Source organism: Microcoleus sp. Pol10D4 (assembly GCF_036701555.1).
Taxonomy (GTDB): Bacteria; Cyanobacteriota; Cyanobacteriia; order Cyanobacteriales; family Microcoleaceae; genus Microcoleus.
In genome coordinates, this window is sequence record NZ_JAUBRA010000090.1 from 1 (window position 1) to 22,723 (window position 22,723).

A 22,723-nucleotide genomic window follows, 5' to 3' on the forward strand; every position below is an offset into this window, starting at 1 on the left:
GCCGCTTTTATCAACAAGGTATGCGGGCTGCAACCCTTATACAGTCTATCTCGTAGACCTCTTTGTCACCCCCCCAGATTTTGCTTCAGCCTTATTATAAACTGTTCCGGCAACAGTCACCTCAATAGATAGCGACCGGAGTCGCTTTGTATGGGGGGTTTCAGGCTAATTTTCTCTTGATTTCTCTGAGAGTCTGCTGCAAGTAGAATGCGGCAATTAATCCCGACTCAGTAAGGAGAAATACTGTCCCCTGCAATTTGATCTCCGAAGTTGCGATCGACACTCACTCTCGACACTCACTGTCGGTACTCACATAGCATATTGGAGGGGATGCCAGCAGAATTGGGCTATAAAATTCACAAACCGTGACAATATTTGGTTTTACGGCACTCAGTAAGCCAAAGTTTCTAAAGTTTCCCGCAGATAGGAACGAACCTGCTGATCGATGGTGGCATTTTGCTGCTGACGCTCAAAATTGAGTTCTAGCTGCCAGCGTTGAAATCCTGAACTTGCGCCGATCGCGGATTTGAGATTGCCCCAGATTTCAGAATCTTGGCACAGCTCGATCGGCTCTGCGGCTTGAGGTTCTTCTGCGATCGGTAGATAATTCGCCATATTTTTATACCTCTGTTTTAATCCCCTGTAAGGATTGAAAGCTGACCTTGACACTCTCTATTATAGATTCTTCTCTCCAAAGAGCCAACATAAAATATCCACAACCTGCGGTTAAAAATTAAATATTAAGACTATTAATAATCTCTATCCAAAGATGGGCCTTACCTATTTTTTTTCACAGCATACATTTGTAAAAATTAAAGTAGCTTAAACTACAACTGTCCCCCTCTTAATTTTCTATTTCACTTTTTTTCGCTCGACTGTTCCGATAGAGATGTAACGCCGTTGGTGTCAGCAGGTTTTCGGTTAACAATACTGCCGACTGACGAATTCCCTATGCCCGATGCTGCTGGCCCAATTGACTCTGCGGGTGCAGCCACAGCGGCAATTGTCTCGGCTGCCAAAGTCGGCAAAAGTCGATCGACTTGCCAAGGCGCGATCGTAAAATCCTGCCGAATTTTTTCTAAAACATGAGGTTTTGTCGCTGCAAATTCTGATTCCGGCGTCAGCAAAACCGCCATCACACTAGCAGACACCTGCAAAAACAAATTGCTAGCTAAAAAAGCAGCAACTGCCAACAACAATCCAGCCCACCGCCAGGAAGGAGGAAAGGGAGCCACCGAAGCCGCGAGGGGAGCCAATCGGTAGAGTTGCCACAAAATTATTGCCAGCAAAACAGCGACAAAAAGAGCGAGTCCTTGATTTAACTTAGTTTTAAACCGAGTCAGAATCCGCTGCTGCAAAGAAGTTAAATTCTGCGGTTTCACCGCCACAACTAAAATACTAAAAATGTAAAAAGGGCGGAACCACTGCATCCACAGCACAGGAACAATACCGGCTACAGCCACTAAAAATATTTCTAACCAGACAGGGAGCAGGGGAGAACCCACTGCGAGTCCCAGCAAGCACAGTCCCAGGAAAATCGGCAGTGTAGCCGCCCCAGAAAGGTGAATCCACAAAAAAGGATCTGACCAAAAAGAACGCACTTTAAATAATTATGAGTTATGAATTAGGAGTTTTGAATCTTGGATTTTGAGATTTTGGGATGCACTCTTGACTCTGAAATCCGATGCTAGGAGTAAATATTTAGCTATCAAACCGAGGACTTACAAGCAGAAATCTGGTTTATTTCGGTAAGTCTTATTTGAGCGAGCGAATTTTAAATTTTAAGCAAGGGTAAAGACGATTAGGAAGTTCTTAATTCCTTCTTCTTTCGGTCAACTGTCAACTGTCAACTGTCAACTGTCAACTGTCAACTGTCAGATGAGTTTGGGAGTATTGAGTGAAGAGAAGAGTTGCGAGCGATCGGCAATTTAGTGGCCTTCACTCAATACTTCTCTTCCAACTCAATACTCACAACTCAAAACTATTGAGAGAGAGTCCGGCGCTTAGTAACCATCCGGTAGGCTTCAATAATATCGCCATCCGCCCAGTCGCTAAACCCGCTCAAGGAAATGCCGCATTCAAAGCCAGCATTGACTTCCTTGGCATCTTCCTTCATCCGTTTGAGGGAGTCAAGGACACCTTCGTAAACGACATTGTTGCCCCGGCGCACCCGCACCTTACAGTTACGGATGACTTTGCCAGAGAGTACCATACATCCAGCCACAGCCCCGCGACCGATCGCAAAGACAGCGCGCACTTCGACTTGACCCAAAGGTTCTTCCACCAATTCGGGTTCCAGCAGGCCTTCCATCGCCCCTTGAATATCATCCAAGAGGTTGTAGATGATGCCGTATTCCCGCACGTCTACCCCCGCTTGGTCAGCGGCGAGGCGAGCGTCGGTGGCGAGAGTAGTATTGAACCCGATAATTACAGCATTACTGGCTGCAGCGAGGTCAATATCCGTTTCGGTAATTTCCCCAGGAGCAGATAGCAGCAGTCGGAGTTGAACTTCTTTTTGAGGAAGTTGAGTCAGAGCGCCGACAATTGCTTCGAGGGAGCCTTGGACATCTGCCTTCAAGATCAAGTTGAGTTCTTTGAGAACGCCTTCCTTAGCTTGTTGAGAGAAGCCACTGAGGCTGATCCGACCGCCTTGCAGCAGGCGGGAATCTCGTTGGGAGGTAGCTCTTCCAGAGGCGATCGCTGCCGCTTCTTTTTCGTTTGCGAAGACATCAAACTCGTCTCCGGCGCGAGGAACTTCCCGCAGCCCTAGCACTTCCACCGCGAAGGATGGAGTTGCGTGCTCTACGCGATCGCCCCGGTCATCGATCATGGCGCGCACCTTGCCCAAAGCCGAGCCTGCGACCACAATATCGCCCACTCGCAGAGTGCCGTTCTGCACCAGCAGAGTTGCCACAGGCCCCCTTGCCTTGTCGAGGTGAGCTTCAATCACAGTACCCTTAGCCGGTCGGTGCGGGTTGGCGTTGAGGTCTTCCATTTCCGCCACTGTCAGAATCATTTCCAACAGAGTATCCAGGTTTTCGCCTCGGATCGCGCTGACAGGAACCATCGTGATATCACCGCCCCAGTCATCTGCGACCAAGCCGTACTCAGTAAGCTCTTGCTTCACCCGTTCCGGCTGAGCACCCTCCTTGTCAACTTTATTGATAGCCACAACAATTGGCACTTTCGCCGCTTTCGCGTGGCTGATCGCTTCAATTGTCTGGGGTCGCACGCCGTCGTCCGCCGCCACCACCAAGATGGCGATGTCCGTAACCCGTGTTCCGCGAGCCCGCATCGCTGTAAAGGCTTCGTGGCCGGGTGTATCCAAAAATACCACCTGCTGGCTCTTGCCTTCGTGTACCACATCCACGTGGTAAGCACCGATGTGCTGGGTAATGCCCCCAGCTTCTCCCTGAGCCACCTTGGTTTTGCGGATCGAGTCGAGCAAGGTAGTTTTACCGTGATCCACGTGACCCATAATCGTTACGACTGGCGGACGGCGTTCGAGGTATTCCAAATCCGCTGCGTCCAGCATCTCGATCACTTTGATAGCTGGCGCTACTTTTTCTGGGGTTTCCACCTCTACGCCCATTTCTTCGGCTACCATCCTCACCGCTGGAATGTCCAGGGTTTCGGTAATATTTACCGCAATTCCTTTAGAGAACAGCCGCTTAATAATTTCGGTTTCGGGAACTGCCAAAGTAATTGCTAGTTCCTGAACGGTCATCGGTCTGCTCAGCAGCAGCTTTTCTGGACGTTCTACCTTAGCTTCGGCTGTTTTGCCCCGGTTGCCCCGTCCCCCACTAGAACTAGAAGAAGAACTTTTATCGTGAGAAGGGCCCGGTCTTTTATTTTTTCCACTGCTTCCGGGTGCGCCCGGAGTTGGTGTTGACTTGGGTGCTGCTTGTGACTTCGCCTTAGCTGGCCGGGCTAGGGACAGGCTGACCGTGACTGGTGCTGGCATATCCAAGCCGTTTTCTAAGTCGTCGTCATCCTCATCTATTGGTTTGAGGCGAGAACGTTTTGCCTTAACAGCCTTGGCAGCTTTGGCAGCATCTGAGTTTTCGTCATCATCTTCTTCCCAAATGACCGATGTCTTTTTGGCAGGACGAGGGAGAGAGGGCCTTTCGAGGAGAGTAATCCCCAGCAACGGCGTATTATCTTCTTCATTGTCATCAGTGTCATCCCCTGCAGCTCCGGTGTCACCGCCGCGGCTACGCAGCCCGGTAGCTGACGTTGCGGGGGCAAGGCTCCGGCGCGGGCCACCGGGCTGGGGTCGATCGGCAAGTGGAGTTTTGACTGGGCCACCAGCGCCCTCCCGGCGCGGTCTTTGCGCGTCGCGAGATTCGGTAGCCGAGCCCGGTGCAGGTCTGCTGGGGCGGCTCGGTTTAGCCGGCGCTTCCAGAGTTTCTGACTGTCCTGATTGCTCTTGCTCGGTTTTTGCAAGTTTGAGTACCGGCTTGTTTCCCAGATTTTGTGGGCTACGGCTAGCCGACTCGGACGTCGCTCTGACTGGCGGCGACGTGAGCTTGGCCGAGGGTGCAGGAGGGGCGATCGGCGATTGCTGGGTGCGTTCTGGAGCCTTTTCCGACGGCGGTTGAGGTGCCGCAGGTGCCTGAGCCTGGGCGGTGGTTTCCGGGGCGATCGCACCTACATTTTCCGACACTTCTGACGGCGCCGCCGCCACAGCGGCATTTGGCTTCGACAGTACAGGTCGATTGATATTCGGTTTAGCTGGAGGCTGGAGTTGTTGAGCTGCAGGCGACTTGGGAGGAGTTGCCACGGTTGCCGCAGGCTGGTTTTTGTTCTCCTCGTTGCCTGCAGGCTGGGAGGAAGCACCAGCCGGGCGTACTTTTGGACTGCGTATTTCTAAAATTTGCTGCTTTTTTTGTTGGTCGTTAGGGTGAGGGCCAGATTCTCTAGATGGCGCTGCTGCTCTTTCGGGTGGAGCTGGCTTGCCGGGGGAAGAGTGGCTACTGGCTACGTATTTTTCCGCCGTTTTGCGAATGCGCTCTGCTTCGGATTCTGTAATTGTGCTGCTGTGGCTCTTGACTGAAATATTGAGCCGCTCGCATACTGCCAAGATGTCTTTATTATCCAAATTTAGTTCCCGTGATAATTCGTAAATTCTTACTTTGCCGTTGTTCATCCACTCTGCCCTCTTTTATGCCAACCAGTTTTTACATTGTGATTTTTTGTGCTAATGACGACATCATTCGGTGTGATTGATTCAGTGTCAGGAATCGGGGTTGCGGTACTCTCTCAGCAATTTTATCTAGAAAGATGCAACTCGCTGAAGTCTGCGGTTGAAGAATTCTCAAGTCTGTTTGGCAACATGGAACTCCGAAGTCTGAGTTTTGGCAAAAACCACTCTCTCAAGCTTCAAAGTTTGCCTTTCCACCTTGAGGATACCTCTGCTAGTACCCTACCCTTATCTAATCTGACACAAATCTTTCCAGACTGGTGGGCAGATCGGATTGGGGTTTTATAGCTGGCGCTACCGGTAATTACTGGTAGGGCTGCCAAGAGGGTTTATACAGTCGATGCCGAACTATTGTCGGTTTTTCATCCGGGTGAGCCAGAGTAAGATGTACAGTCAGATGTGGCTAAACGCTGCCAAAGTGTTTGGTACAGTTCGTCAGACACAGGCGCTTTGAGCGATCGCCCAAGTCGATTTTTTTTCTGAGCTGCTTTGAGGCATTCTGTTTCCCGACAAAGGTAAGCAGAACGGCCCATGCCACGATCTAATTGTACCTGATGAGAAGGATAGAGCCTGACTACTCGCCAAAAAGCTTCCTTAGGAGCTATTTTTCGACAACTTGCACAGCACCGGTAGTTCGGTTTCATTTCTTCTGAGAGGGGGAGAGAGGGGAGTAGGGGACAAGTCCTGCTTGTCTCCCGAAGAGAGAAAATCTTATGACAAGGACTCAGAAGACAGAATTCAGAATTCAAAATACGCTATGCCCCAAGTCAGGGGTAAGGGTCACGGAAAGAATTTTTTGTGTTCCACGATTAAAATCGGAGGCTTTTAACCTCGATTCTCCATCCTGTCGCACAGAACCCATTCTGGAATTCTGGCTGTTGAATTCTGAATTCTTCTTTGGTAAATGTCACTGTTTTTAGACAGCGGCTTCGGTTTCCTCCGTGGCTGCTGCCTCCTCTTCCCCAAATTCTGCGGTTTCCTCGTCGTAGTCGCCTGCTTCCTCGTCGTAGTCGTCTGCTAGTTCTTCGAGCCTAGTTGCTTCTGCTGCCAATTTGCTGTCTTCGGCGGCGCGATCGTACTTAGCAATATCTTTGATATCGATTTTCCAACCTGTCAGGCGGGCTGCGAGGCGCACGTTCTGACCTTCTTTGCCAATGGCAAGACTCAGTTGGTCTTCAGCGACCAAAATGTGAGCTCTCCTGCCTTCTGGAGCAACCAAACGCACTTCATCTACTCTAGCAGGACTCAGAGCGTTAGCAATATAAGTTGCTGGGTCTGGAGACCAGCGGATCACGTCGATTTTTTCGCCACGCAATTCGTTGACTACTACCTGAATCCGCGATCCCCGCGCTCCGATGCAGGCTCCTACAGGGTCTACGTCGCGATCGAGAGTATCAACTGCTATTTTAGTCCGGGGGCCGACGTGCCGGGAGGGCGGATTTGCCTCCCTGGCTACGGCGACAATCCTCACCACCCCGTCTTCTATTTCTGGTACTTCGTTAGCAAACAGGTAAACCACCAAACCTGCGTCCGCTCTAGAAACAAGTAACTGCGGCCCTCTAGTAGAGCCTTCGCCTACTTTTTTGAGATAAACCTTGAATGTAGCGTTGGCCCGGTAATTGTCGTTGGGCAACTGTTCGCGCTTAGGGAGTTCGGCATCTACTTCTGGCTGACCGAAGCTGCTGGTAACTGCTAAAATTACCGACTGCCTCTCAAACCTGAGCACTCTCGCTTGAAGAACGGTTTCTTCTAAATCTTTAAACTCTTCTTGAATCATTTTGCGCTGTTGGTCGCGCAGTTTTTGAGCGAGAACTTGTTTGGTCTGGATCGCTGCCATGCGACCAAATTCTTTTTGATTTGGTGTTACGTCTACGAGCACGATGCTCCCAGGCTGAGCTTCAGTGGCTACTTCTTGCACTTCCGTAAGTGAAATTTCGTGATCGGGATTGATGACTTCTTCGACAATAGTTTTGTTGGCTAAAACGCGGAAACCTTCTTGTTCTGCGTCGAGTTCTACATCAAAGTTGTCGAAGTATTCTTCGCTGAAGTGATCGAGTTTTTGGGTACGGCGGTAGCGTTCGTATCCTTTGAGCAGGGCTTCTCGCAAGGCTGCTTGGACGGCGTGTTTGGGTAAATTGCGTTCTTTGCTAATACCTTCGACCATTTCTTTTAGTCCGGGCAGGGGAACCATTGACATATAAAACTCTCCTTTTTTGCTGTGGTAATAAGTAACTGGTAATCGGTAATTTGTACTTGAAAAGTTTCAAGGAAAAGTGATGACAGAGGAGTGATGAGTTACTGGATAGTATTAGGGAAGCTAGGTGCTATAACAATTTATTTGTTGTTCCTCTTCAACCCGCTGCTAAAGATGTGATGGTTAAAAATTAACTCGCAGCCAAGCGTTTTCAGCTTGCTGCGAGGCAATCTCACAACTCACAACTCACAACTCACAACTCACAACTCACAACTCAACACTCAAAATTTCCCTTTACATCTCCTTTCCTTCGTCTAGTTCAACTTTGACAATCTGAGGGCGGGGAATTTTAACCTGTCGCCCTTTTTGATTGAGATAAACCGCTGTTTCATCCCGGCCCAGGAGTAGTCCTTTCCACTCTTTGATTCGCGAGTCGGGTTCGGTGGTTTTCGCTGTCACGGGGAAACCTTTAAAGGTAATAAATTCTCGATCGCTGCTGAGCAATCGGGATATTCCGGGACTGGAAATCTCTAGCACGTAGGCATCGGGTATGATGTCGGCTGCCTCTAACTCAGCATCGAGGGCTGTGCTCATGCGCTCGCAGTCGGCTAAACCAGTGTCTTGTTGGAGGTTGCGGATGTCTACCCGCAAGACGGGAGGATTTTGGTTGGTGTGAAACACTGCTCCCACTACTTCCAATCCCAGTGTTTCCGCAACGGGGGTAGCTAAGTCAATGATTTGTGGGATTAGGGGATGAGTCATATCGAATACTTAAGTTAAAACTCCTAAACTCGGACACGGGCAAGGAAAAATTTGTTGTTGAGATTGCTTGGTTTTGAGGTGGTTTGATTAGGTGGCTGCGACTTTCGTCTTCAACTTTGGGACTTACCCAACATCCCAGCAGGGATCTCAAGCGGGGGGGTACCCCTACTAAATCAGTCCTCAAGTTGCAAGTCAGACGCCCTGAGCTCTTTTCCTGCGACTAATGCAACAAAAAAAGTGGGCTTGACCCACTCCTAGGTAAAACAATTTCTTCCAAGAAGTTTGAGGACTTCTTCTGATCGAAGGCAGGCCTCAGTTCTCAGTTTAGCTCGATCGCCCGCCCGGTGACAAACCGATCGCCCTCGGCCGACTGTCCGAGGGCAGAGGGGGATAGCTGACAGGGGGAATGAGGAGGACTTGATCGCCGTTTTGGAGTGGGGCGAGGGCAAATTCCTGGTGGATACCGTGATCGGGTGCGATCGATCCTAGAACAGGGGGGGAGTGACACTCAGACTTTCTAGGACTTGCGATACGGGAGTTTCTTTGGGAAATTCTAATTTCACTTCGGACAAGCCCTCTGCTTCTTGATAGGGGGTGAAGAGTTTGGCAGTGATAGTGATTGATAGATTAGACATGGGCGATCGCCAAATTAACGGTATATTGACAAAACAGCCAAACTAAGATTCACCATAAAAAATCCCCATTACTAATGCTGAATTGGAAGCTCAATTACAAACTCTACCCCCCATTCGGGCGAGGAAATGCAAGTCAGCTTACCACCATGTTTTGCTTCTACAATCTCACGGCTAATAGACAAACCTAAACCTGTCCCTTTACCTACTGATTTAGTAGTAAACATCGGCGTGAATAAATGCTGCATTACTTCCTGAGTTATGCCAACCCCATTATCAGCAATCCGAATCACCACTCTGTCATCCTGAAGCATTTCAGTGCAGATCCGAATCTGTGGAGTGTCATTGCTCTGTTTCTTTTCCCCGCACAGCGGACAACTAATCGTAGACTCTTCTAAAGAATCAATTCCATTCGCCAATATATTCATAAATACCTGATTAAGTTGCCCCGGATAACACTCGACTAGCGGCAAATCCCCATACTCTTTAATCACTGCAATTCCTGGGAAACTTCCTTTAGATTTCAGTCGATGCCCTAAAATTAATAAGGTACTATCTAGCCCATCGTGAATATTCACTGGCGTTAGTGCCGATGTATCCAACCGAGAGAAATTACGCAGTGACATAGAAAGATTGTAAAGTCGCTCTGTTCCTATCGCCATTGAATCAATGATTTTTGGCAAATCTTCCACAATAAAATCTAACTCAATCTCCTGGGACTTATCCTCAAATTCTGATGTCGAAGTAACGTTGTGCTGGCAAAGCCGAGTCATCCCGATCAAATCGGCAATATATTCCTTGGCAATAGGGATATTATTGGAGATAAAACTAACTGGATTGTTAATTTCGTGAGCCACCCCAGCTACAAGTTGACCAAGGCAAGCCATCTTTTCACTTTGAACGATTTGCACTTGAGCTTTTTTAAGATTATCCAAAGCTTGAGAAAGTTCAGCAGTTCGTTCTTCCACCCGTTTTTCTAACTCCTGCGCGAGCTGATGTAACGCTGCTTCTGCTGCGAGCCTGTCTTCTATTTCCTGTTTGAGAAGTAGATTTTGGTCTGCGAGAGTTTTAGTCAAAGAACGTAGTGTTAAATGGAGGTTGACGCGAGCTAACACCTCCTTTTGTTCAAAAGGCTTAGTAATGTAATCCACAGCCCCTAGATTAAAGCCTTTGACTTTATCTCCTATGTCAGAAAGAGCAGTCATAAAAATTACCGAAATTTCGTTCGTCAAGGGACTTGCCTTCAGGCGATGGCAGGTTTCAAACCCGTCAATTCCTGGCATCATCACATCTAAAAGAATCAAATCAGGTTGAGTATATTCAGCCTGTTCGATGGCAGTTTCACCGTCAGTTGCTACCAATATCTCCCATCCCGAACCCGCTAAAGCTTCAGAAAGCACATCCAGATTGCTAGGATTATCATCGACGATTAAGATGCTACTTGTTTCCATATTGGTTGCCTTCATTCTTTTTGTATTCTGTGGGATGTGATAAACTCTTTGATTTTTTTGACCTGATAGCCTTGCGCTAACTGGCGCAGCTCAACAGCAAAGGACACAAATTTCTGATCCAATTTCTCTATGTGTTCACTGCGCTTAACAATTCCTTTCACGTTGCCTCTCATCGCTAGTTCAAGTAGGAGTTCAATTTCTCCGGGCGGGGGAGCAACTACAGAATTGGATTCAGAAAGTGATTGAAGATATGATGAAAAAGGAATAGCGCTGATTTTTTCATTCTTTTGTTCCTCATATATCCATTCAAGTTTTAAATATTTTTGCAACATCTCAAATAGCTCTTCTGCCTGCACAGGTTTACCGAGAAAATCGTTTGCTCCCCCCTCCAAACTTTTATGTTGGTCGGTAGCAAATACACTGGCAGATGAAGCAATGATTGCCACGTCTATATAGTCTGACAAATTTCGGATACGGCGCATCATCTCAAACCCATCTAACACTGGCATCACTAAGTCAGTGATAATCAAATCGAACTGAAACTCTTCTACTTTTTCTAAACCTTCTTGACCGTTTTTAGCTTCGGTTACTTCAAAGCCGAGGGGCTCCAGCAGATTTAAAATCACCGAGCGATTTTCCCATTTGTCATCCACAACCAAAACTTTCTGTTTTCTACCTTGGTAGCCAACCAGCTTTCGTTGCTTGGCAATCGTGGTTATATTTGCCCAGTCTGTCGCTTCCCGTAAATCCAAATCTAGCCAAAAAACACTGCCTGATCCTGACTGACTTTTGACTTGAATGGTACTACCCATCATTTCCACAATTTTCTGGCTAATTGTTAAACCGAGTCCGGTTCCTTCCGCCTGACGCTTACTGTCTCCTACCTGTTCAAAAGGCAAAAATATTTTTTTTAATTGTTCCGGTGTCATACCAACGCCAGTATCTTCAATTTGAAACCGAATTTTGTGAATTGGTGAGGCTGGCTTTTGGTCATTGCTTTGTACGTTTTCACCTGTCCCCTTTTCCAGATGTTCTATCTTAAAAGTCACTCGTCCTGAGTCGGTAAACTTTATTGCATTGCTCAGTAAGTTAATTAGTACCTGTCGCAAGCGTTTCTCGTCAGCGTAGATGCCAGCAGGAATTTCCGAACTGGGTTGATAAACAAAAGCAATTCCTTTTTGTTCGGCTCGGATGCGGCAGATTTCCGCGACTCCCTGCAAAAAGGAAGCAAAATGGAAATCTTTCGCGTACAGTTCCAATTTCTGGGCTTCAATTTTAGCGAGATCTAAAATGTCATTGATCAGGGTTAGCAAATGGGAGCCACACTGGTGAATGATAGTGATGCCTTGGAGTTCCTTGGGAGCCATCGTTTTCGATCGTTCTAGGATTTGAGCGTATCCTAAAATTCCATTGAGTGGTGTTCTCAATTCGTGACTCATATTCGCTAAAAATTCACTTTTAGCTTGGTTGGCACTATCAGCGATTTGTTTGGCTTCCGTGAGTTCGGCGGTGCGTTCTTCTACTCGGATTTCTAGCTCGGAATTGGTCTTGGCTAGGGCTTCAAATGATTCGCGCAACTGTTGTGCCATAAGGTTGAAAGACTGACCCAGAACTTCTAGTTCTTCTACGCCTTTTACCTGCACATTTTTCTCTAAGTCGCCACTGGCGATCGCCCTAGAAGCTTCGCTCAAACGGAGAATCGGGCTGGTAATCCAACGTGCGGTTAAGATTCCCAGAACGGTAGCCAGCGCCAAGGCTCCCAAACACAACAAAATGGTAGTCTGGGTATTGGCGTTAATTTGATCCATGAAATCGCTTTCAGGAACTACTACGACGATCAGCCAGTCCAATCCTCGGCTATCCTGAAAGGGCATAACTTGGAGGAATTCCCGCTGGCCGGCGATCGTAAAATCCAATTGCTGAGAGCTATTAATTTTAGTGAGGTCGCCAAAGTGTTCTTTTAAATGCGCTGTTGTCAGCCGGATTAAATCATCTGTGCTGTCTAAAGCATTCAGGCGATCGAGTTTGCCATTGTTGGTGATAAATGCTTCTTTGAGAGTTGAACTGCCTACTAGGAGTCCAGAACGTTCCATAATGAATGTCTGTCCCGATCGACCGATTTTTAAGCTTTGTAGAAAGTCACTGAGGAAAGAGATCAAAAAATTAGCAACGAATACTCCGCGCAGTTCGCCATTTTCGCCATACACTGGATGTCCGGCAGGGAGGGAGAGCGTTTTCTGACCTGTAAGTGGAAAAATTTCGCTCCATGTGGGCTGGCCTAACCGTACACTGTCTTTATACCATGAACGGTTGAGTATATTGTTGCTAGGAGAAATTTTTAATAGCTTTGTTTGATTGCCTTTGCTATCCGATTCATAAATATGAAATTCAGTACGACTATCCTTATCTACTCTTTTAAAAAATATTTGGCTATTCTCTTGGCGTTCAATGGCGATGAACTCTCCCGTTTTAGTAGCAAAACCCATCTGGGGCAGAGAAGGAAAGGCTTGAAGTTGCTCCCACAAATAGCGCTCCATACTCTCCAATTCGTCGGGATTTAAGTATCCTAGGCGAAGGGCATTGGCATTCAGTTGATTGACGCGAGGGGCTGTATCTAGGTATGTGTTGAGCTGCTGCTGGATGCGGGCCGTAATTTCACTCCGCAACTGGCTAGCAACTTCGTTGACTGCTTTTTGCCCGTTGCGTAAGGAGAGCCAGCCTGTCAGCCCGACTGCCGCAAATATTTGCACGACGAATGGCAATACTAAAATCAGGCGAAGTGACAGCTTTTTTTGAGAACGGTTTGACAGAAAAGTGGTTGGAGATGTGTGTGACATTGATTGGTGTTACTCCTGGGGTAACGAGTTTGCGGAAAAATCTCAGTCGATGTAGTGAAGAAAGGCTGAGGAAATATATATTGAAAAGCAATCTATAATAGTTAGTGAAATTTTTTAGATAGGCACTTGCTTGAGCAAGCATGGCTATTTACGTGTTTTCTATGAAATCGTTATAAAAATAGCTGACTAAAGATACTGACGCGCCTTATTTTCTTCCTAGCATTATTGAAAAATGTTAGCCTTTAGGAAATCCGTTGGCCATCCTATCTAATAGATTACTTCGTTTAGAGCTATTTGTAGTAGTTTTTAACTTTACTTTACAGATTGACTCTAAAAAGTAGATTCTCATCAAACTTACATATAAATTGATATAATGTACGTCTAAAAAATTGACAATCAAGCATCCAGGATACAAGCCCCCGCATTCATTCCTTCGCAGACTCAGGACCCAGAAAGAAAAAACCTGTATCCGATGAAACTTGCCCCCCGAATTTATCCGTGGGATCAATGCTTCAATCTAAAATCTAAAATCTAAAATCTAAAATCGATTGACCTTTCTCACTAAAAACATGACACGCCAGACCGCTGAGAACCCTAACGGCGGTCTAACTCACTACCGCGCTGAAGATGTCATGCACAACCCTGGAGATGACTCTCGTAGAGAATGCCGATCGCACATGAAACTTTACAATTCCAGCAAGTTTCATGTGCAGGAGTTACAGCAGGGTAATTGCTAATTGCTAATTGGGGACGAAAAAAATAAGTAAAGTGGTGGAGACTTGCCCTAACGCGGGGCTATCCGTTGCAGTTCTTTGGCTTGTTCTAAAATTTTCTCGAAGTCTTCTTCACTCAACCGCTGAATGTAGTTGATTTTGAACTCTTCTAGGAAGTCGCACAGCAGCAGTTGTATTTCTTGCCAGGTTTGCTGCTGTTGCAGTTCGGTTCCTAAAGCTTGCCCGAAATGTTGCACTAGCTGGCTTGAGAGTTTGATGCCTATGGGGTCTTCGCTGGCGATTTTGAAGGCTTCATAGGCATCTTGGGGACCGAGGGTGGCTAATTTTGAGAGTTCTGCAACTAATTGCTGTGCTAGCTGTTCGGGCAGGTTTCCCAGGCCGGGTACTTGCTTCCATCCTTGATAGAGGGGGGATTGTTTGAGGAAGCTTTCAATATTGTACCGGAGGAGGGCTTCTAGGTCTGGCTGGAGTTGGGGGAGGACTTTGTAGACGGTTATTTGGACGAGATGGGTGGCGATCGCTTCTATTTCATTGATATTGTTAATGTCTAGATAGCGCTGTTTTTGGGATTGAAATAGTTGACGAGCGAGTTCGCCTGTGGTGATTGATTGTTGCATCTGGTTGATGAGTTGAATTACTACAACTTCGGTTAATTCTTGGGCGAAGTTGGCAACGAAACCTCGGCTGATTTGGGTGCGTATGGGTTGGAGATCCGGCATTTTGGCTTGGTGGATACGAATTGTGACGGGTAATATTCGCAACAGGCGCCAGAATGGGAGCATCAGGAAGATGTCGTACCATCGCCAGAGCATGGCTGCTCGCCAAGTGACGCTGCGATGGCGGCGGCTGATCAGGTAGGTACGGGCTAGAAATTCGATCGCGAATATGGCAATGAATGGCAGGTCGATTAGCCAGAAGTTGTCGGTGAACTCGCCGTTTTCTCCGATCTCGCGGTAATAGTTGGTGGCGATTAATGGCTTGATTTTGGCGTCAAACCACTTGATTTCTTTTTGCCAGCCTTGTTTGTTTAAATAGTCTTGGCTCCAGAATGTTTGGAATGATTGTTTAGCCGAGTCTTGCGGATTCGGGACGCGATCGCGCATCCGGTCTTTTATTTTTTCTAGGGTGCCACTTTTTGATGCTACTCGAAAGGGATCTTCGTCGATCATTTTCGCGCTCAGATTGTTTATTTCCTGCAATTTGGCTGCTACTTGGAGAGAGGGCAACCCTGTTTGCACTACTTGAATTTTTAATTCTTCTAAGGTTTCTAGATATTGCTGGGTGTCCCGGTGGGGTTTAATTCCTTTAAATGGGTCGTATACTTGAGTTACAACTGGCAGTTGCCGGAGGTAGAAATCTCGGCCGGAGACGTAAGTTATGTCAAATAATACTAGGCTTAAATTTCCTAGGGCGACCAGTGCCATGAACCGCTCGAACCAGGGGACTTTTGGTGATTTTATGCGGGAGTTTGGAGTGGGAGAGGGCTGTAGTTTTGGTGTCACTGGCGATTCCTAATTAAGTAGACCTATGGAAATAGATGTAACTGGTAATAGCTGAAAAAAGGAAACAGGGAAAACTGGTTAATTGTCGGGTCGCGTTCGGATTACGATCGCGGAAGCTAGTCTTTATTTTAACGTGCGTTTGTTGGGGAGTTTGGGATTGTTGATTCTGCCTGGTTAGGTAATAAACTATGCTGCTAAAATATTAAAGCCGATCGAACTTGACGGAACCTGTGGCTCCCCTTAGTGTGCTTCTCTCTGGCAATAAAATTATATCTCAGGGGGAATCCTAAGTTTTTTTTGCCTTGCAGAGGTAAGTGGGCTGGTAATAAATTACTATTTCTGTTTGATATACGGGCTATTTGACCGCTAAATCAAATGTATTGCACGCAGCGGAGTCGAAGGTTAGATATGGACTTCGAGTTTGAGGTCAAACCCTCAAGAGAGTTATACTTGCTCAGGGGCAGTCTGGTGAGCGCCCCCTCTGAGCGCGAGGGTGGCTGCCGCCTCCGTAAGGTTCGAGGTCTCGCCTCTACAAAAACCAGCTCGCGATCGGACTCTTGAATAATATAAAACCCTGAGTATAATTTTGTTCGCATTTTTTTAATATATGACATACTGCCTTAATCTCGATTGCCCAAGAGACAAGCGTCAGAACCCACCAGGCACAAAGTATTGTCTTAATTGTGGTTCAAAACTGCTGCTAAAAGACCTTTATGCAGCAACTGAACCGCTGCGAGACGGAGGATTTGGCAGGACTTTCCGAGCTGTTAATCATGGAAAATTTGAGGAATTGTGCGTCATCAAACAGTTGTCACCTCCTCAAGAGTTTCAGCGAAAACCCGGTCATTTTAAAAAGTATGTTCGACTGTTTGAACAAGAGGCAAGGCGGTTATACGAACTGAAGCACCCGCAAATTCCTCAGTTAATTTCTTATTTTGAGGAAGATGGGCGCTTGTATTTAGTACAAGAGTTTATTGATGGCAATAATTTAAAGGATGAGTTAGATAAGTACGGTGCTTATAGCGAAATTAAAACTTGCGAACTGCTGTTAGATTTGTTGCCTTTATTGAAGTTTGTTCACGACCGAAATGTAATTCACCGCGATATTAAGCCTGAGAATGTGATCCGCAGATCTCGCGATCGTAAGTTAGTGCTGATAGATTTTGGGGTTTCCAAACAGGTAGTAGCTGCTGCTCCGACCAAAACAGGTACTAAGTTGGGAACTCCTGGCTACGCGGCTCTAGAACAGCGTCACGGTAGGGCTGTTCCTGCTAGCGACCTTTATAGTTTGGGGGTGACTTGCATTCGCTTGCTGACTTCTGTTATGCCTTATCTGGATATCTACGGGGACATTCACGATGACCTTTACGATCCGCTTGAAGGCCGGTGGCTTTGGAGGGAGGCTTTGCCAAAAGGAACACAAATTAGCGACGATTTAGGTCAGGTTTTGGATAAGTTGATTCAGGAATATGTTAAAGATCGCTACAAATCGGCTGTGGAAGTTTTGGATGCTTTAAAACCTCCTGTTGTTGTTGTCCCAGTCCTGGAAAAGTCGCAGCAGACAACTGTTGTTAGTCCTTCGATACCGACTCAACCTGTGAATGATACTCCGCTAGTTTCTGTGAATTTAGAGTCCGAAAAAGGTATTGATTATTCTCACTTAGCAAGGCTGCTGGCTGCTAAAAATTGGCGTGGTGCTGATGAGGAAACTTCTGTGAAAATGCTGGAGGTGATGCAGCAAAATTCACGGGGTTATTTGAGTGAGGAAGATATTAGGAAGTTTCCAGCTAAGGATTTGCAGACTATCGATCAACTTTGGGTGCGATACAGTCACCGCAGATTCGGTTTTTCTGTGCAAAAGGGTTTGTGGCTCAAGTTGGGGGGAAAGCCTGGTGTTTATGATGCTACAGTTTGGGAGAAGTTTGGCGATCGAGTGGGCTGGCGAGTTAACAGCCAGTGGGTATACTATTCGGAGCTTAATTTTACTTCTAAAGCAAAGCCGGGACATTTGCCGGGGGGGACTGTTTTTGGGTGGGAAGGTGGGGTTTTGTGCGGTGTTTTGGGTTTGGGTGGGATCTGGTTTTTGCTGTCGCGGCGGGATTTGTAGAATGAAGGTAGAAGGTAGAAGGCCGAATTTATTAGTGAGGCTGCACCCCAAGCGAAGTCGAAGTGTTATTGACACTCCCCACGGCTAGAAGCCGGGGGATTCTTGCTTCACAGGGATTCCAATGAATTTACCCTCAGCAAGCATCTTCACCGTATGCCCTACGGCTGCAAGTCCTCTAATTGAAACTACTTGAGCGGAGGCTACATCTCTATCTGTTATATACCCGCAGCTTGAACAACTGTGAGTGCGTTCTGATAGGTCTTTTTTGCCTGTTTCTGTACCGCAATTTGGACAAATTTGACTTGTTTTTCTGGCATCTACTTTTTGAAAGTACACACCACGTTTAAAACAAGTTTGTTCGAGAATGTTGAAGAATTGACCAAAACCAGCATCTAAACAATGCTTGCCCAAGATTCCTCTCGATAACCCGACCAGATTCAAATTCTCGACAAAAACCATCCCTGCATCATCGCAGATTTTGTGTGATAGCTTGCGATGCCAGTCTTTTCGGCAGTTGGCTACGTACTCGTGCAGCAGTGCCACTTTTTTCTGAGCTTTCTTCCAATTATTTGAGCCTATACGTTTTCTACTGACACTCTGTTGCAGTAATTTAAGCTTGCGTTCTGCATCAATAAAAAACTTTGGACGTTTAATTAGAAGCCCATCCGAAGTTGCAATAAAATTAGTCAAGCCAACATCAAGCCCCACTGGGTTTCCATGTGGAATAATATCGGGGATTGAAACGTCCCATTGCAAAGCTAGCATTGCATACCAGCCAGACACACGCTTAACTACGCGCACTTGTTTTAGTATTGCATCACTTGGTATTTCGCGACTTTGGCGAAACTGCACCCAGCCAATCTTAGGTAGTTTAACAGCACTATTTTTGATAGGTTCTACTCCAATCTGAGGAAATACAAAAGAGCGCATCTTCCCAACTTTTTTGAAGCGAGGAAATCCGTGTTTTTGTTCCCACATATTTACAAATGCGCCTTCAAGCCGTTTAAGAGTTTGTTGCAGAACGTGCACTTGAACTGCTTTCAGTGCTGGTATAGTTGCTCTAGCTTGAGTTAAACCCTTACACTGACTGGCGTAGGTCGGTCTGGGTAAGGAGGCGGGAATTATATATTCAGCGCGAATTGAGCAAGCGTTAATTTGACAACTACGAGATTTAAACCAATCTTTGCGCTCTGCCAGCGACCAGTTGTATACACGACGGCATTGTTCTAGCCAATCTTCAAATATTGTTACTTGTGCTACTGTGGGCTTAAGTTTGAATTCGTAGGTCAGATTGAACACTTACTTTACCTCCTTGACCTATTCTACTCTTTTCTTGACTTATCGACTGAACGTTTTTTCAAGAAATACAAGAGAACACGAGCTAAATATTCAAGGCGGTTGAAACCGCTACCGACTTATCCCCACGTAAGACAGCCGGGGGCTTGTGTCTCGCTTTTCGGTCATGAAAGAGTTTTGAGTTGAGAATTAAAGAGTTAACAAATTTTGAGTTTAATCATCTGTTATGTAGAAAATAGCTCTAAAAAAAGCGAAAAATAAGATATAATCCCAAACCCTTTTTTTTGTGCTATGTTCTTAGAGAAAGGCAAGTTTGCAAAGTCAAAAGCCAGTCCTCGGCGGTGGCCAACCATGGGGACTGGCTTTTGCTCCAATTTACCAAGGAGATTTATTTAGTATGTTGCAAGAAAAACGTCTCAAGCCGTGGACTATAGTTCGCTCGCTTCCAAATGTGGAAAAGGTGGTTGTGGGCGAGTTTCGCAGTTGGTCTGATGCAGACGGTCACTTGAAAATTCTCAAGCGGATGGTGCCGGCGGATCGATTGAGTGTTGTGTTCGATCCGGTAGTTCAAGCGTAACGTCGCTGGTAAATTGATCAGCGTGCGATCGCTCTTTGAGTTAAGCGATCGCCTCTTTTTTTAGCTCCTGTTTTTCTACATAAAAAATGATCCCGCTAAAAAGGAACTCGCAAATTGAATCATTGTCCTTAACTGCGGCGAATTTCAGTAATTTGATCGGCAACATCCAAAATTCTTTGCGGCATGGATGGCCCGGTAAAAATCATATCCAAATGATGCGGCTTGTTGTCAATCAATGCCACCACTTCGGCTTCGGGAATCAAGCCCAAATTAACCGCTAAACTCAATTCATCGAGAATAACTAAGGCATAACGGCCTTCGCGCACCGCATTTTGAACATACTGCCACAATTGTTCGATCGATCGCGTTTCCAGCTCATTTAAATCAGCATTCTCAATGCAGCGTGACAAATCGCAGCGAACCCAATCTAAATTTTGCCCCAGCCGCACCGGATGCTGATGCCCTTGATTAATTCCCCCTTTGAGGAACTGCACCGCTAGCACGGGAGCTCCCTGTCCTGCAATTCTGAGGGCTTGAGCCATGACACTGGTAAAAAAGCAGCGGTGCGGGCCTGTAAAAACTTGCACCAGCCCTTGAACTGTGTAGGGCAAGCTGTGGTTTAAATTTAGTTTAGGGGTTTGTAACTGAGCAACCATAGGGCAATATTTAATCAGCAACTAAGTCTTGAGTGCAGCTCCGACCTTGGCGCGGCTGAAGCCTGCTTGACAATATATAGTGTACGGGGCCGAGTGCACATCGGATCGAACACTATATATATAAGTTGTCAAAAGCTCGCGGCAGTGGCATTCGCAGTCATTTGTTCAATTTTTGAACTCAATTAGCACTTACGCAGAAACGGGGTTTTTTACCAAAATACGGCGTGGAGCTTGACATTTATACAGTTATAGGGTAAAAAACCAAGGTGATGAGAGTCTCGCTGCGTCCAGGGCTTTTAAGAAAAGGTACACACATCGCGTAAAATTTGAATGTCGCGGCACTAGGAGCAGAGACTGTGAGAGTGGTGATTCTGGGAGGGCCAGGAGCGGGAAAGGGAACTCAGGCTGAACTACTGTGCAGCAATTTGAGCCTTCCTTTGCTGGCTGTGGGGGACATTCTACGGGAGGCGATCGCAGAAGACACAGATTTAGGCAAGCTGGCGGTGTCTTATGTCGAAAAGGGGGAATTAGTTCCCGACGCAACTATGATTGAATTCTTTCGCCGCCGACTGCTGCTGTGGGATGTCTTTAATGGCTGGGTGTTGGAGGGCTATCCGCGAACGGCTTTTCAAGCTGAGGAATTGGATTTTTTGCTGGAGGATTTGGCTCAGAAGCTAGATTGGGCGATTTTGTTGAAAGTGCCGATCGAGGTTTTGCTGAGTAGATCGATCGAGCGCGATCGATCGGATGACCACCCTGAAATTTTACAGCGTCGGCTCGATTTGTTCCACGAACGCACTATTCCTCTTTTAGAGTATTACGAATACCGCAACAAACTGTTAACTGTGGATGGCGATCAATCGCCAGAACAACTCCAGCAGAATATTCTCACATTGATCGAGGCTAAAGGTCAATACTCATAGCATTTTATATTTTCCATTTTAGGTTGACTGACTGCTTATTTAACGAATCAAAAAAGACCGGAAGATTAATATCCTATTTTCAACTTTTAATACCCACTTAACCATTACCAATCACCTAAATATTATGTCTTTCCAGCGTCCAGACGGCAGACAACCAAATCAAATTCGTCCGATTAGTTTCGATCGAGAGTTTACCAAATTTGCTAGCGGTTCTGTACTCGCAAAAAGTGGCGATACTCAGGTACTTTGCAGCGTGACAATCAAGCCGGGAGTGCCTAGATTTTTGGAGAATACTGGACAAGGTTGGCTAACAGCGGAATACCGAATGTTGCCAGGATCTACGCCGCAGCGACAAGAGCGGGAATTTATGAAATTATCGGGACGGACTCAAGAAATTCAGCGGTTGATTGGGCGCAGTTTGCGATCGTGCTTGGATATGCAACTATTGGGAGAACGCACCATACTTGTGGATGCGGATGTTTTGCAAGCGGACGCTGGGACTCGCACGACTTCAATTACTGGCGGGTTTGTGGCTGTGGCTGATGCTTTGAACAAGTTGGTGCAAAAAGGTGATTTAGTGCGATCGCCCATTATTCGTCAAGTGGCGGCAGTGTCTGTGGGGCTTTTGGAAGGCGAGCCATTTTTAGATTTGAATTATCTTGAAGATGTAGCGGCTGAAATTGATTGTAATGTGGTAATGAATGGAGATTTGAACATCATCGAAATTCAGGGAACTGCGGAAGAAGGAAGTTTCAGCCGGAGTCAGTTAAATCAAATTTTGGATGTGGCAGAAACCGGAATTCAGGAATTGTTGGAGGCTCAGCGGCAAGCTTTGGTTTAGATAATTCGGCGGTTGAAACCGCATCTATACAAACGAAGTCCACCTTCGCGGACTAAGAGGGTATTTATGTATCCAAAACTAAACTTCGTCGCTCTTACCTATTGCCTTTCGCACTTTCTCAACTTGGTTAGATGCTTTGATTTCATTGAAAAGTCGAATCGCCTCTTGAAACGAAGTCTGACTCTTCTCGGTATCACTCATCTTTTGGTAAGTTAAAGCAAGTTGATAATGAGCCTCAGCTAAATTGCATTTTGCGCCAATTTTCTCGGCTCTCCTGAGTTTATGGTGTAAAATGTACCTAGTAATATATTTACCATTATGAGCTTCCATCTAGACTATCTATTAGCCTTGCCTGGAGTCAGGATTGAAACTTGTACTCAATTTGAGGGAAAAATTTTCTTGGGACTGAGCATTTTATCAGAAAGAATTGTTTGTCATCGGGAGTAAAAATCTACCGAAAAACTGCATCAAAATCGACCAATTCTAGTAAGAGATTTGTCTGTTTTTGGTCGTCCTGTGTATCTAAAAATCCCACTACGGCAGTTTGACTGTCCTATTTGTCAAAGCTATCCCACAGAAAGAATAGATTTTTTGGACGTTAAAAGATGGCATACTCAACGATACGAACAAAATATTTATGATGGTGTAAAATAATCGAGCATTGAGCAACTTGGAGGAGAATAAGGACTGAGTTATGACAAAATAAAAGGAATATTTGAGCAGGTAAACACAATCAAACAAAAACAGAATTGGAAACGGGGCAAACGAATTTGTCTCTCTGAGATAAGTATGCGAAAATGTCAAGGAAATTTTGTGACTGTTGTTAGTGACATCTCCGAAGGTAATTTAATTGAGATGATTGATTCTCATCGCTGTGAAGACATCATTGAAGTCCTTATGAAACAACCAATTGAGGTTCGTGAACAAGTTGATTAGACCTCTTGCAAAAAAGATATATGTTATAATTAGAGGTTTTAAATTTAATCCCCTAAAGCTAACTCATAATTG

General features: G+C 46.1%; 20 protein-coding genes. 7 read left to right on the plus strand and 13 right to left on the minus strand.

Going from position 1 to position 22,723, the window contains the following annotated elements; translation table 11 throughout:
• Positions 1 to 390: 390 nt before the first annotated feature.
• From QUA36_RS28165 to infB, 3 genes are all read right to left on the minus strand, one after another.
• The gene (locus tag QUA36_RS28165) at positions 391 to 615 is read right to left on the minus strand and encodes a hypothetical protein (protein ID WP_333168144.1); all 225 of its coding nucleotides are present in this window, start codon (positions 613 to 615) and stop codon (positions 391 to 393) included.
• Between the two features lie 242 nt (positions 616 to 857).
• Positions 858 to 1,601: a low-complexity tail membrane protein gene (locus QUA36_RS28170; RefSeq protein ID WP_333168145.1), complete on the minus strand. Its 744-nt coding sequence runs from the start codon at positions 1,599 to 1,601 to the stop codon at positions 858 to 860.
• Between the two features lie 380 nt (positions 1,602 to 1,981).
• A complete protein-coding gene (gene infB, locus QUA36_RS28175; protein WP_333454251.1) occupies positions 1,982 to 5,149 on the minus strand; it encodes a translation initiation factor IF-2 in 3,168 nt (1,055 codons plus the stop codon).
• 54 nt (positions 5,150 to 5,203) lie between these two features.
• Here infB and QUA36_RS28180 point away from each other — a divergent pair, with 54 nt between their 5' ends.
• Positions 5,204 to 5,491, plus strand: coding sequence for a hypothetical protein (locus QUA36_RS28180; protein WP_333454250.1), 288 nt, complete (start codon positions 5,204 to 5,206; stop codon positions 5,489 to 5,491).
• A gap of 74 nt (positions 5,492 to 5,565) precedes the next feature.
• Here the strand turns inward: QUA36_RS28180 and QUA36_RS28185 are convergent, their stop codons facing one another.
• The 6 genes from QUA36_RS28185 to QUA36_RS28210 all read right to left on the minus strand — a co-directional run bounded on the left by QUA36_RS28185 (position 5,566) and on the right by QUA36_RS28210 (position 13,079).
• Positions 5,566 to 5,847 carry a YlxR family protein gene (locus tag QUA36_RS28185; protein ID WP_333066666.1) on the minus strand — a complete coding sequence of 94 codons (282 nt, stop codon included), beginning with the start codon at positions 5,845 to 5,847 and terminating at the stop codon, positions 5,566 to 5,568.
• Positions 5,848 to 6,119: 272 nt separating this feature from the next.
• Entirely contained in the window at positions 6,120 to 7,400 is a 1,281-nt protein-coding gene (gene nusA / locus QUA36_RS28190; RefSeq protein ID WP_333459817.1) for a transcription termination factor NusA, read from the minus strand.
• Between the two features lie 291 nt (positions 7,401 to 7,691).
• Positions 7,692 to 8,159 carry a ribosome maturation factor RimP gene (gene rimP, locus QUA36_RS28195; protein WP_333040953.1) on the minus strand — a complete coding sequence of 156 codons (468 nt, stop codon included), beginning with the start codon at positions 8,157 to 8,159 and terminating at the stop codon, positions 7,692 to 7,694.
• Positions 8,160 to 8,644: 485 nt separating this feature from the next.
• A complete protein-coding gene (locus QUA36_RS28200) occupies positions 8,645 to 8,794 on the minus strand; it encodes a thiamine S protein (protein ID WP_333459818.1) in 150 nt (49 codons plus the stop codon).
• A 71-nt stretch (positions 8,795 to 8,865) separates the two neighbouring features.
• A complete protein-coding gene (locus QUA36_RS28205; protein ID WP_333459819.1) occupies positions 8,866 to 10,257 on the minus strand; it encodes a response regulator in 1,392 nt (463 codons plus the stop codon).
• Entirely contained in the window at positions 10,254 to 13,079 is a 2,826-nt protein-coding gene (locus QUA36_RS28210; protein WP_333459820.1) for an ATP-binding protein, read from the minus strand. The genes QUA36_RS28205 and QUA36_RS28210 overlap by 4 nt, the downstream gene beginning before the upstream one ends.
• Before the next feature lie 569 nt (positions 13,080 to 13,648).
• On the opposite strand from QUA36_RS28210, the gene QUA36_RS28215 reads away from it, so the two are divergent.
• Entirely contained in the window at positions 13,649 to 13,816 is a 168-nt protein-coding gene (locus QUA36_RS28215) for a hypothetical protein (RefSeq protein WP_333168159.1), read from the plus strand.
• 47 nt (positions 13,817 to 13,863) lie between these two features.
• Here QUA36_RS28215 and QUA36_RS28220 read toward each other — a convergent pair whose 3' ends face one another.
• Positions 13,864 to 15,315, minus strand: coding sequence for a hypothetical protein (locus QUA36_RS28220; protein WP_333168160.1), 1,452 nt, complete (start codon positions 15,313 to 15,315; stop codon positions 13,864 to 13,866).
• Between the two features lie 607 nt (positions 15,316 to 15,922).
• Here QUA36_RS28220 and QUA36_RS28225 point away from each other — a divergent pair.
• Complete coding sequence (locus QUA36_RS28225; protein WP_333168162.1) at positions 15,923 to 17,422, plus strand: GUN4 domain-containing protein; 1,500 nt, start codon at positions 15,923 to 15,925, stop codon at positions 17,420 to 17,422.
• Between the two features lie 84 nt (positions 17,423 to 17,506).
• On the opposite strand, the gene QUA36_RS28230 is transcribed toward QUA36_RS28225, so the two are convergent.
• On the minus strand, positions 17,507 to 18,721 hold the full coding sequence (locus QUA36_RS28230; protein WP_333455280.1) for a transposase: 1,215 nt from the start codon (positions 18,719 to 18,721) through the stop codon (positions 17,507 to 17,509).
• A gap of 310 nt (positions 18,722 to 19,031) precedes the next feature.
• Here QUA36_RS28230 and QUA36_RS28235 point away from each other — a divergent pair, with 310 nt between their 5' ends.
• Positions 19,032 to 19,295: a hypothetical protein gene (locus QUA36_RS28235; RefSeq protein ID WP_333168163.1), complete on the plus strand. Its 264-nt coding sequence runs from the start codon at positions 19,032 to 19,034 to the stop codon at positions 19,293 to 19,295.
• 128 nt (positions 19,296 to 19,423) lie between these two features.
• Here the strand turns inward: QUA36_RS28235 and QUA36_RS28240 are convergent, their stop codons facing one another.
• A complete protein-coding gene (locus tag QUA36_RS28240) occupies positions 19,424 to 19,951 on the minus strand; it encodes a P-loop NTPase family protein (protein ID WP_333168165.1) in 528 nt (175 codons plus the stop codon).
• 356 nt (positions 19,952 to 20,307) lie between these two features.
• On the opposite strand from QUA36_RS28240, the gene QUA36_RS28245 reads away from it, so the two are divergent.
• Together QUA36_RS28245 and rph are read left to right on the plus strand one after the other, a co-directional pair.
• Entirely contained in the window at positions 20,308 to 20,874 is a 567-nt protein-coding gene (locus QUA36_RS28245) for a nucleoside monophosphate kinase (RefSeq protein WP_333459822.1), read from the plus strand.
• A 124-nt stretch (positions 20,875 to 20,998) separates the two neighbouring features.
• A complete protein-coding gene (gene rph / locus QUA36_RS28250) occupies positions 20,999 to 21,715 on the plus strand; it encodes a ribonuclease PH (RefSeq protein WP_333168170.1) in 717 nt (238 codons plus the stop codon).
• Positions 21,716 to 21,793: 78 nt separating this feature from the next.
• On the opposite strand, the gene QUA36_RS28255 is transcribed toward rph, so the two are convergent.
• Positions 21,794 to 22,045: a hypothetical protein gene (locus QUA36_RS28255; protein ID WP_333459821.1), complete on the minus strand. Its 252-nt coding sequence runs from the start codon at positions 22,043 to 22,045 to the stop codon at positions 21,794 to 21,796.
• Between the two features lie 132 nt (positions 22,046 to 22,177).
• On the opposite strand from QUA36_RS28255, the gene QUA36_RS31465 reads away from it, so the two are divergent.
• Positions 22,178 to 22,369: a transposase family protein gene (locus QUA36_RS31465; protein WP_445301463.1), complete on the plus strand. Its 192-nt coding sequence runs from the start codon at positions 22,178 to 22,180 to the stop codon at positions 22,367 to 22,369.
• Positions 22,370 to 22,723: the final 354 nt, after the last annotated feature.

What these genes read in the sequence shown, in the direction of transcription:
- QUA36_RS28165 (WP_333168144.1), bottom strand. Translation starts at nt 615, where the DNA reads ATGGCGAATTATCTACCGATCGCAGAAGAACCTCAAGCCGCAGAGCCG.
- infB (WP_333454251.1), bottom strand. Translation starts at nt 5,149, where the DNA reads ATGAACAACGGCAAAGTAAGAATTTACGAATTATCACGGGAACTAAAT.
- QUA36_RS28180 (WP_333454250.1), top strand. Translation starts at nt 5,204, where the DNA reads ATGACGACATCATTCGGTGTGATTGATTCAGTGTCAGGAATCGGGGTT.
- QUA36_RS28185 (WP_333066666.1), bottom strand. Translation starts at nt 5,847, where the DNA reads ATGAAACCGAACTACCGGTGCTGTGCAAGTTGTCGAAAAATAGCTCCT.
- nusA (WP_333459817.1), bottom strand. Translation starts at nt 7,400, where the DNA reads ATGTCAATGGTTCCCCTGCCCGGACTAAAAGAAATGGTCGAAGGTATT.
- rimP (WP_333040953.1), bottom strand. Translation starts at nt 8,159, where the DNA reads ATGACTCATCCCCTAATCCCACAAATCATTGACTTAGCTACCCCCGTT.
- QUA36_RS28200 (WP_333459818.1), bottom strand. Translation starts at nt 8,794, where the DNA reads ATGTCTAATCTATCAATCACTATCACTGCCAAACTCTTCACCCCCTAT.
- QUA36_RS28205 (WP_333459819.1), bottom strand. Translation starts at nt 10,257, where the DNA reads ATGAAGGCAACCAATATGGAAACAAGTAGCATCTTAATCGTCGATGAT.
- QUA36_RS28210 (WP_333459820.1), bottom strand. Translation starts at nt 13,079, where the DNA reads ATGTCACACACATCTCCAACCACTTTTCTGTCAAACCGTTCTCAAAAA.
- QUA36_RS28215 (WP_333168159.1), top strand. Translation starts at nt 13,649, where the DNA reads ATGACACGCCAGACCGCTGAGAACCCTAACGGCGGTCTAACTCACTAC.
- QUA36_RS28225 (WP_333168162.1), top strand. Translation starts at nt 15,923, where the DNA reads ATGACATACTGCCTTAATCTCGATTGCCCAAGAGACAAGCGTCAGAAC.
- QUA36_RS28240 (WP_333168165.1), bottom strand. Translation starts at nt 19,951, where the DNA reads ATGGTTGCTCAGTTACAAACCCCTAAACTAAATTTAAACCACAGCTTG.
- rph (WP_333168170.1), top strand. Translation starts at nt 20,999, where the DNA reads ATGTCTTTCCAGCGTCCAGACGGCAGACAACCAAATCAAATTCGTCCG.
- QUA36_RS28255 (WP_333459821.1), bottom strand. Translation starts at nt 22,045, where the DNA reads ATGGAAGCTCATAATGGTAAATATATTACTAGGTACATTTTACACCAT.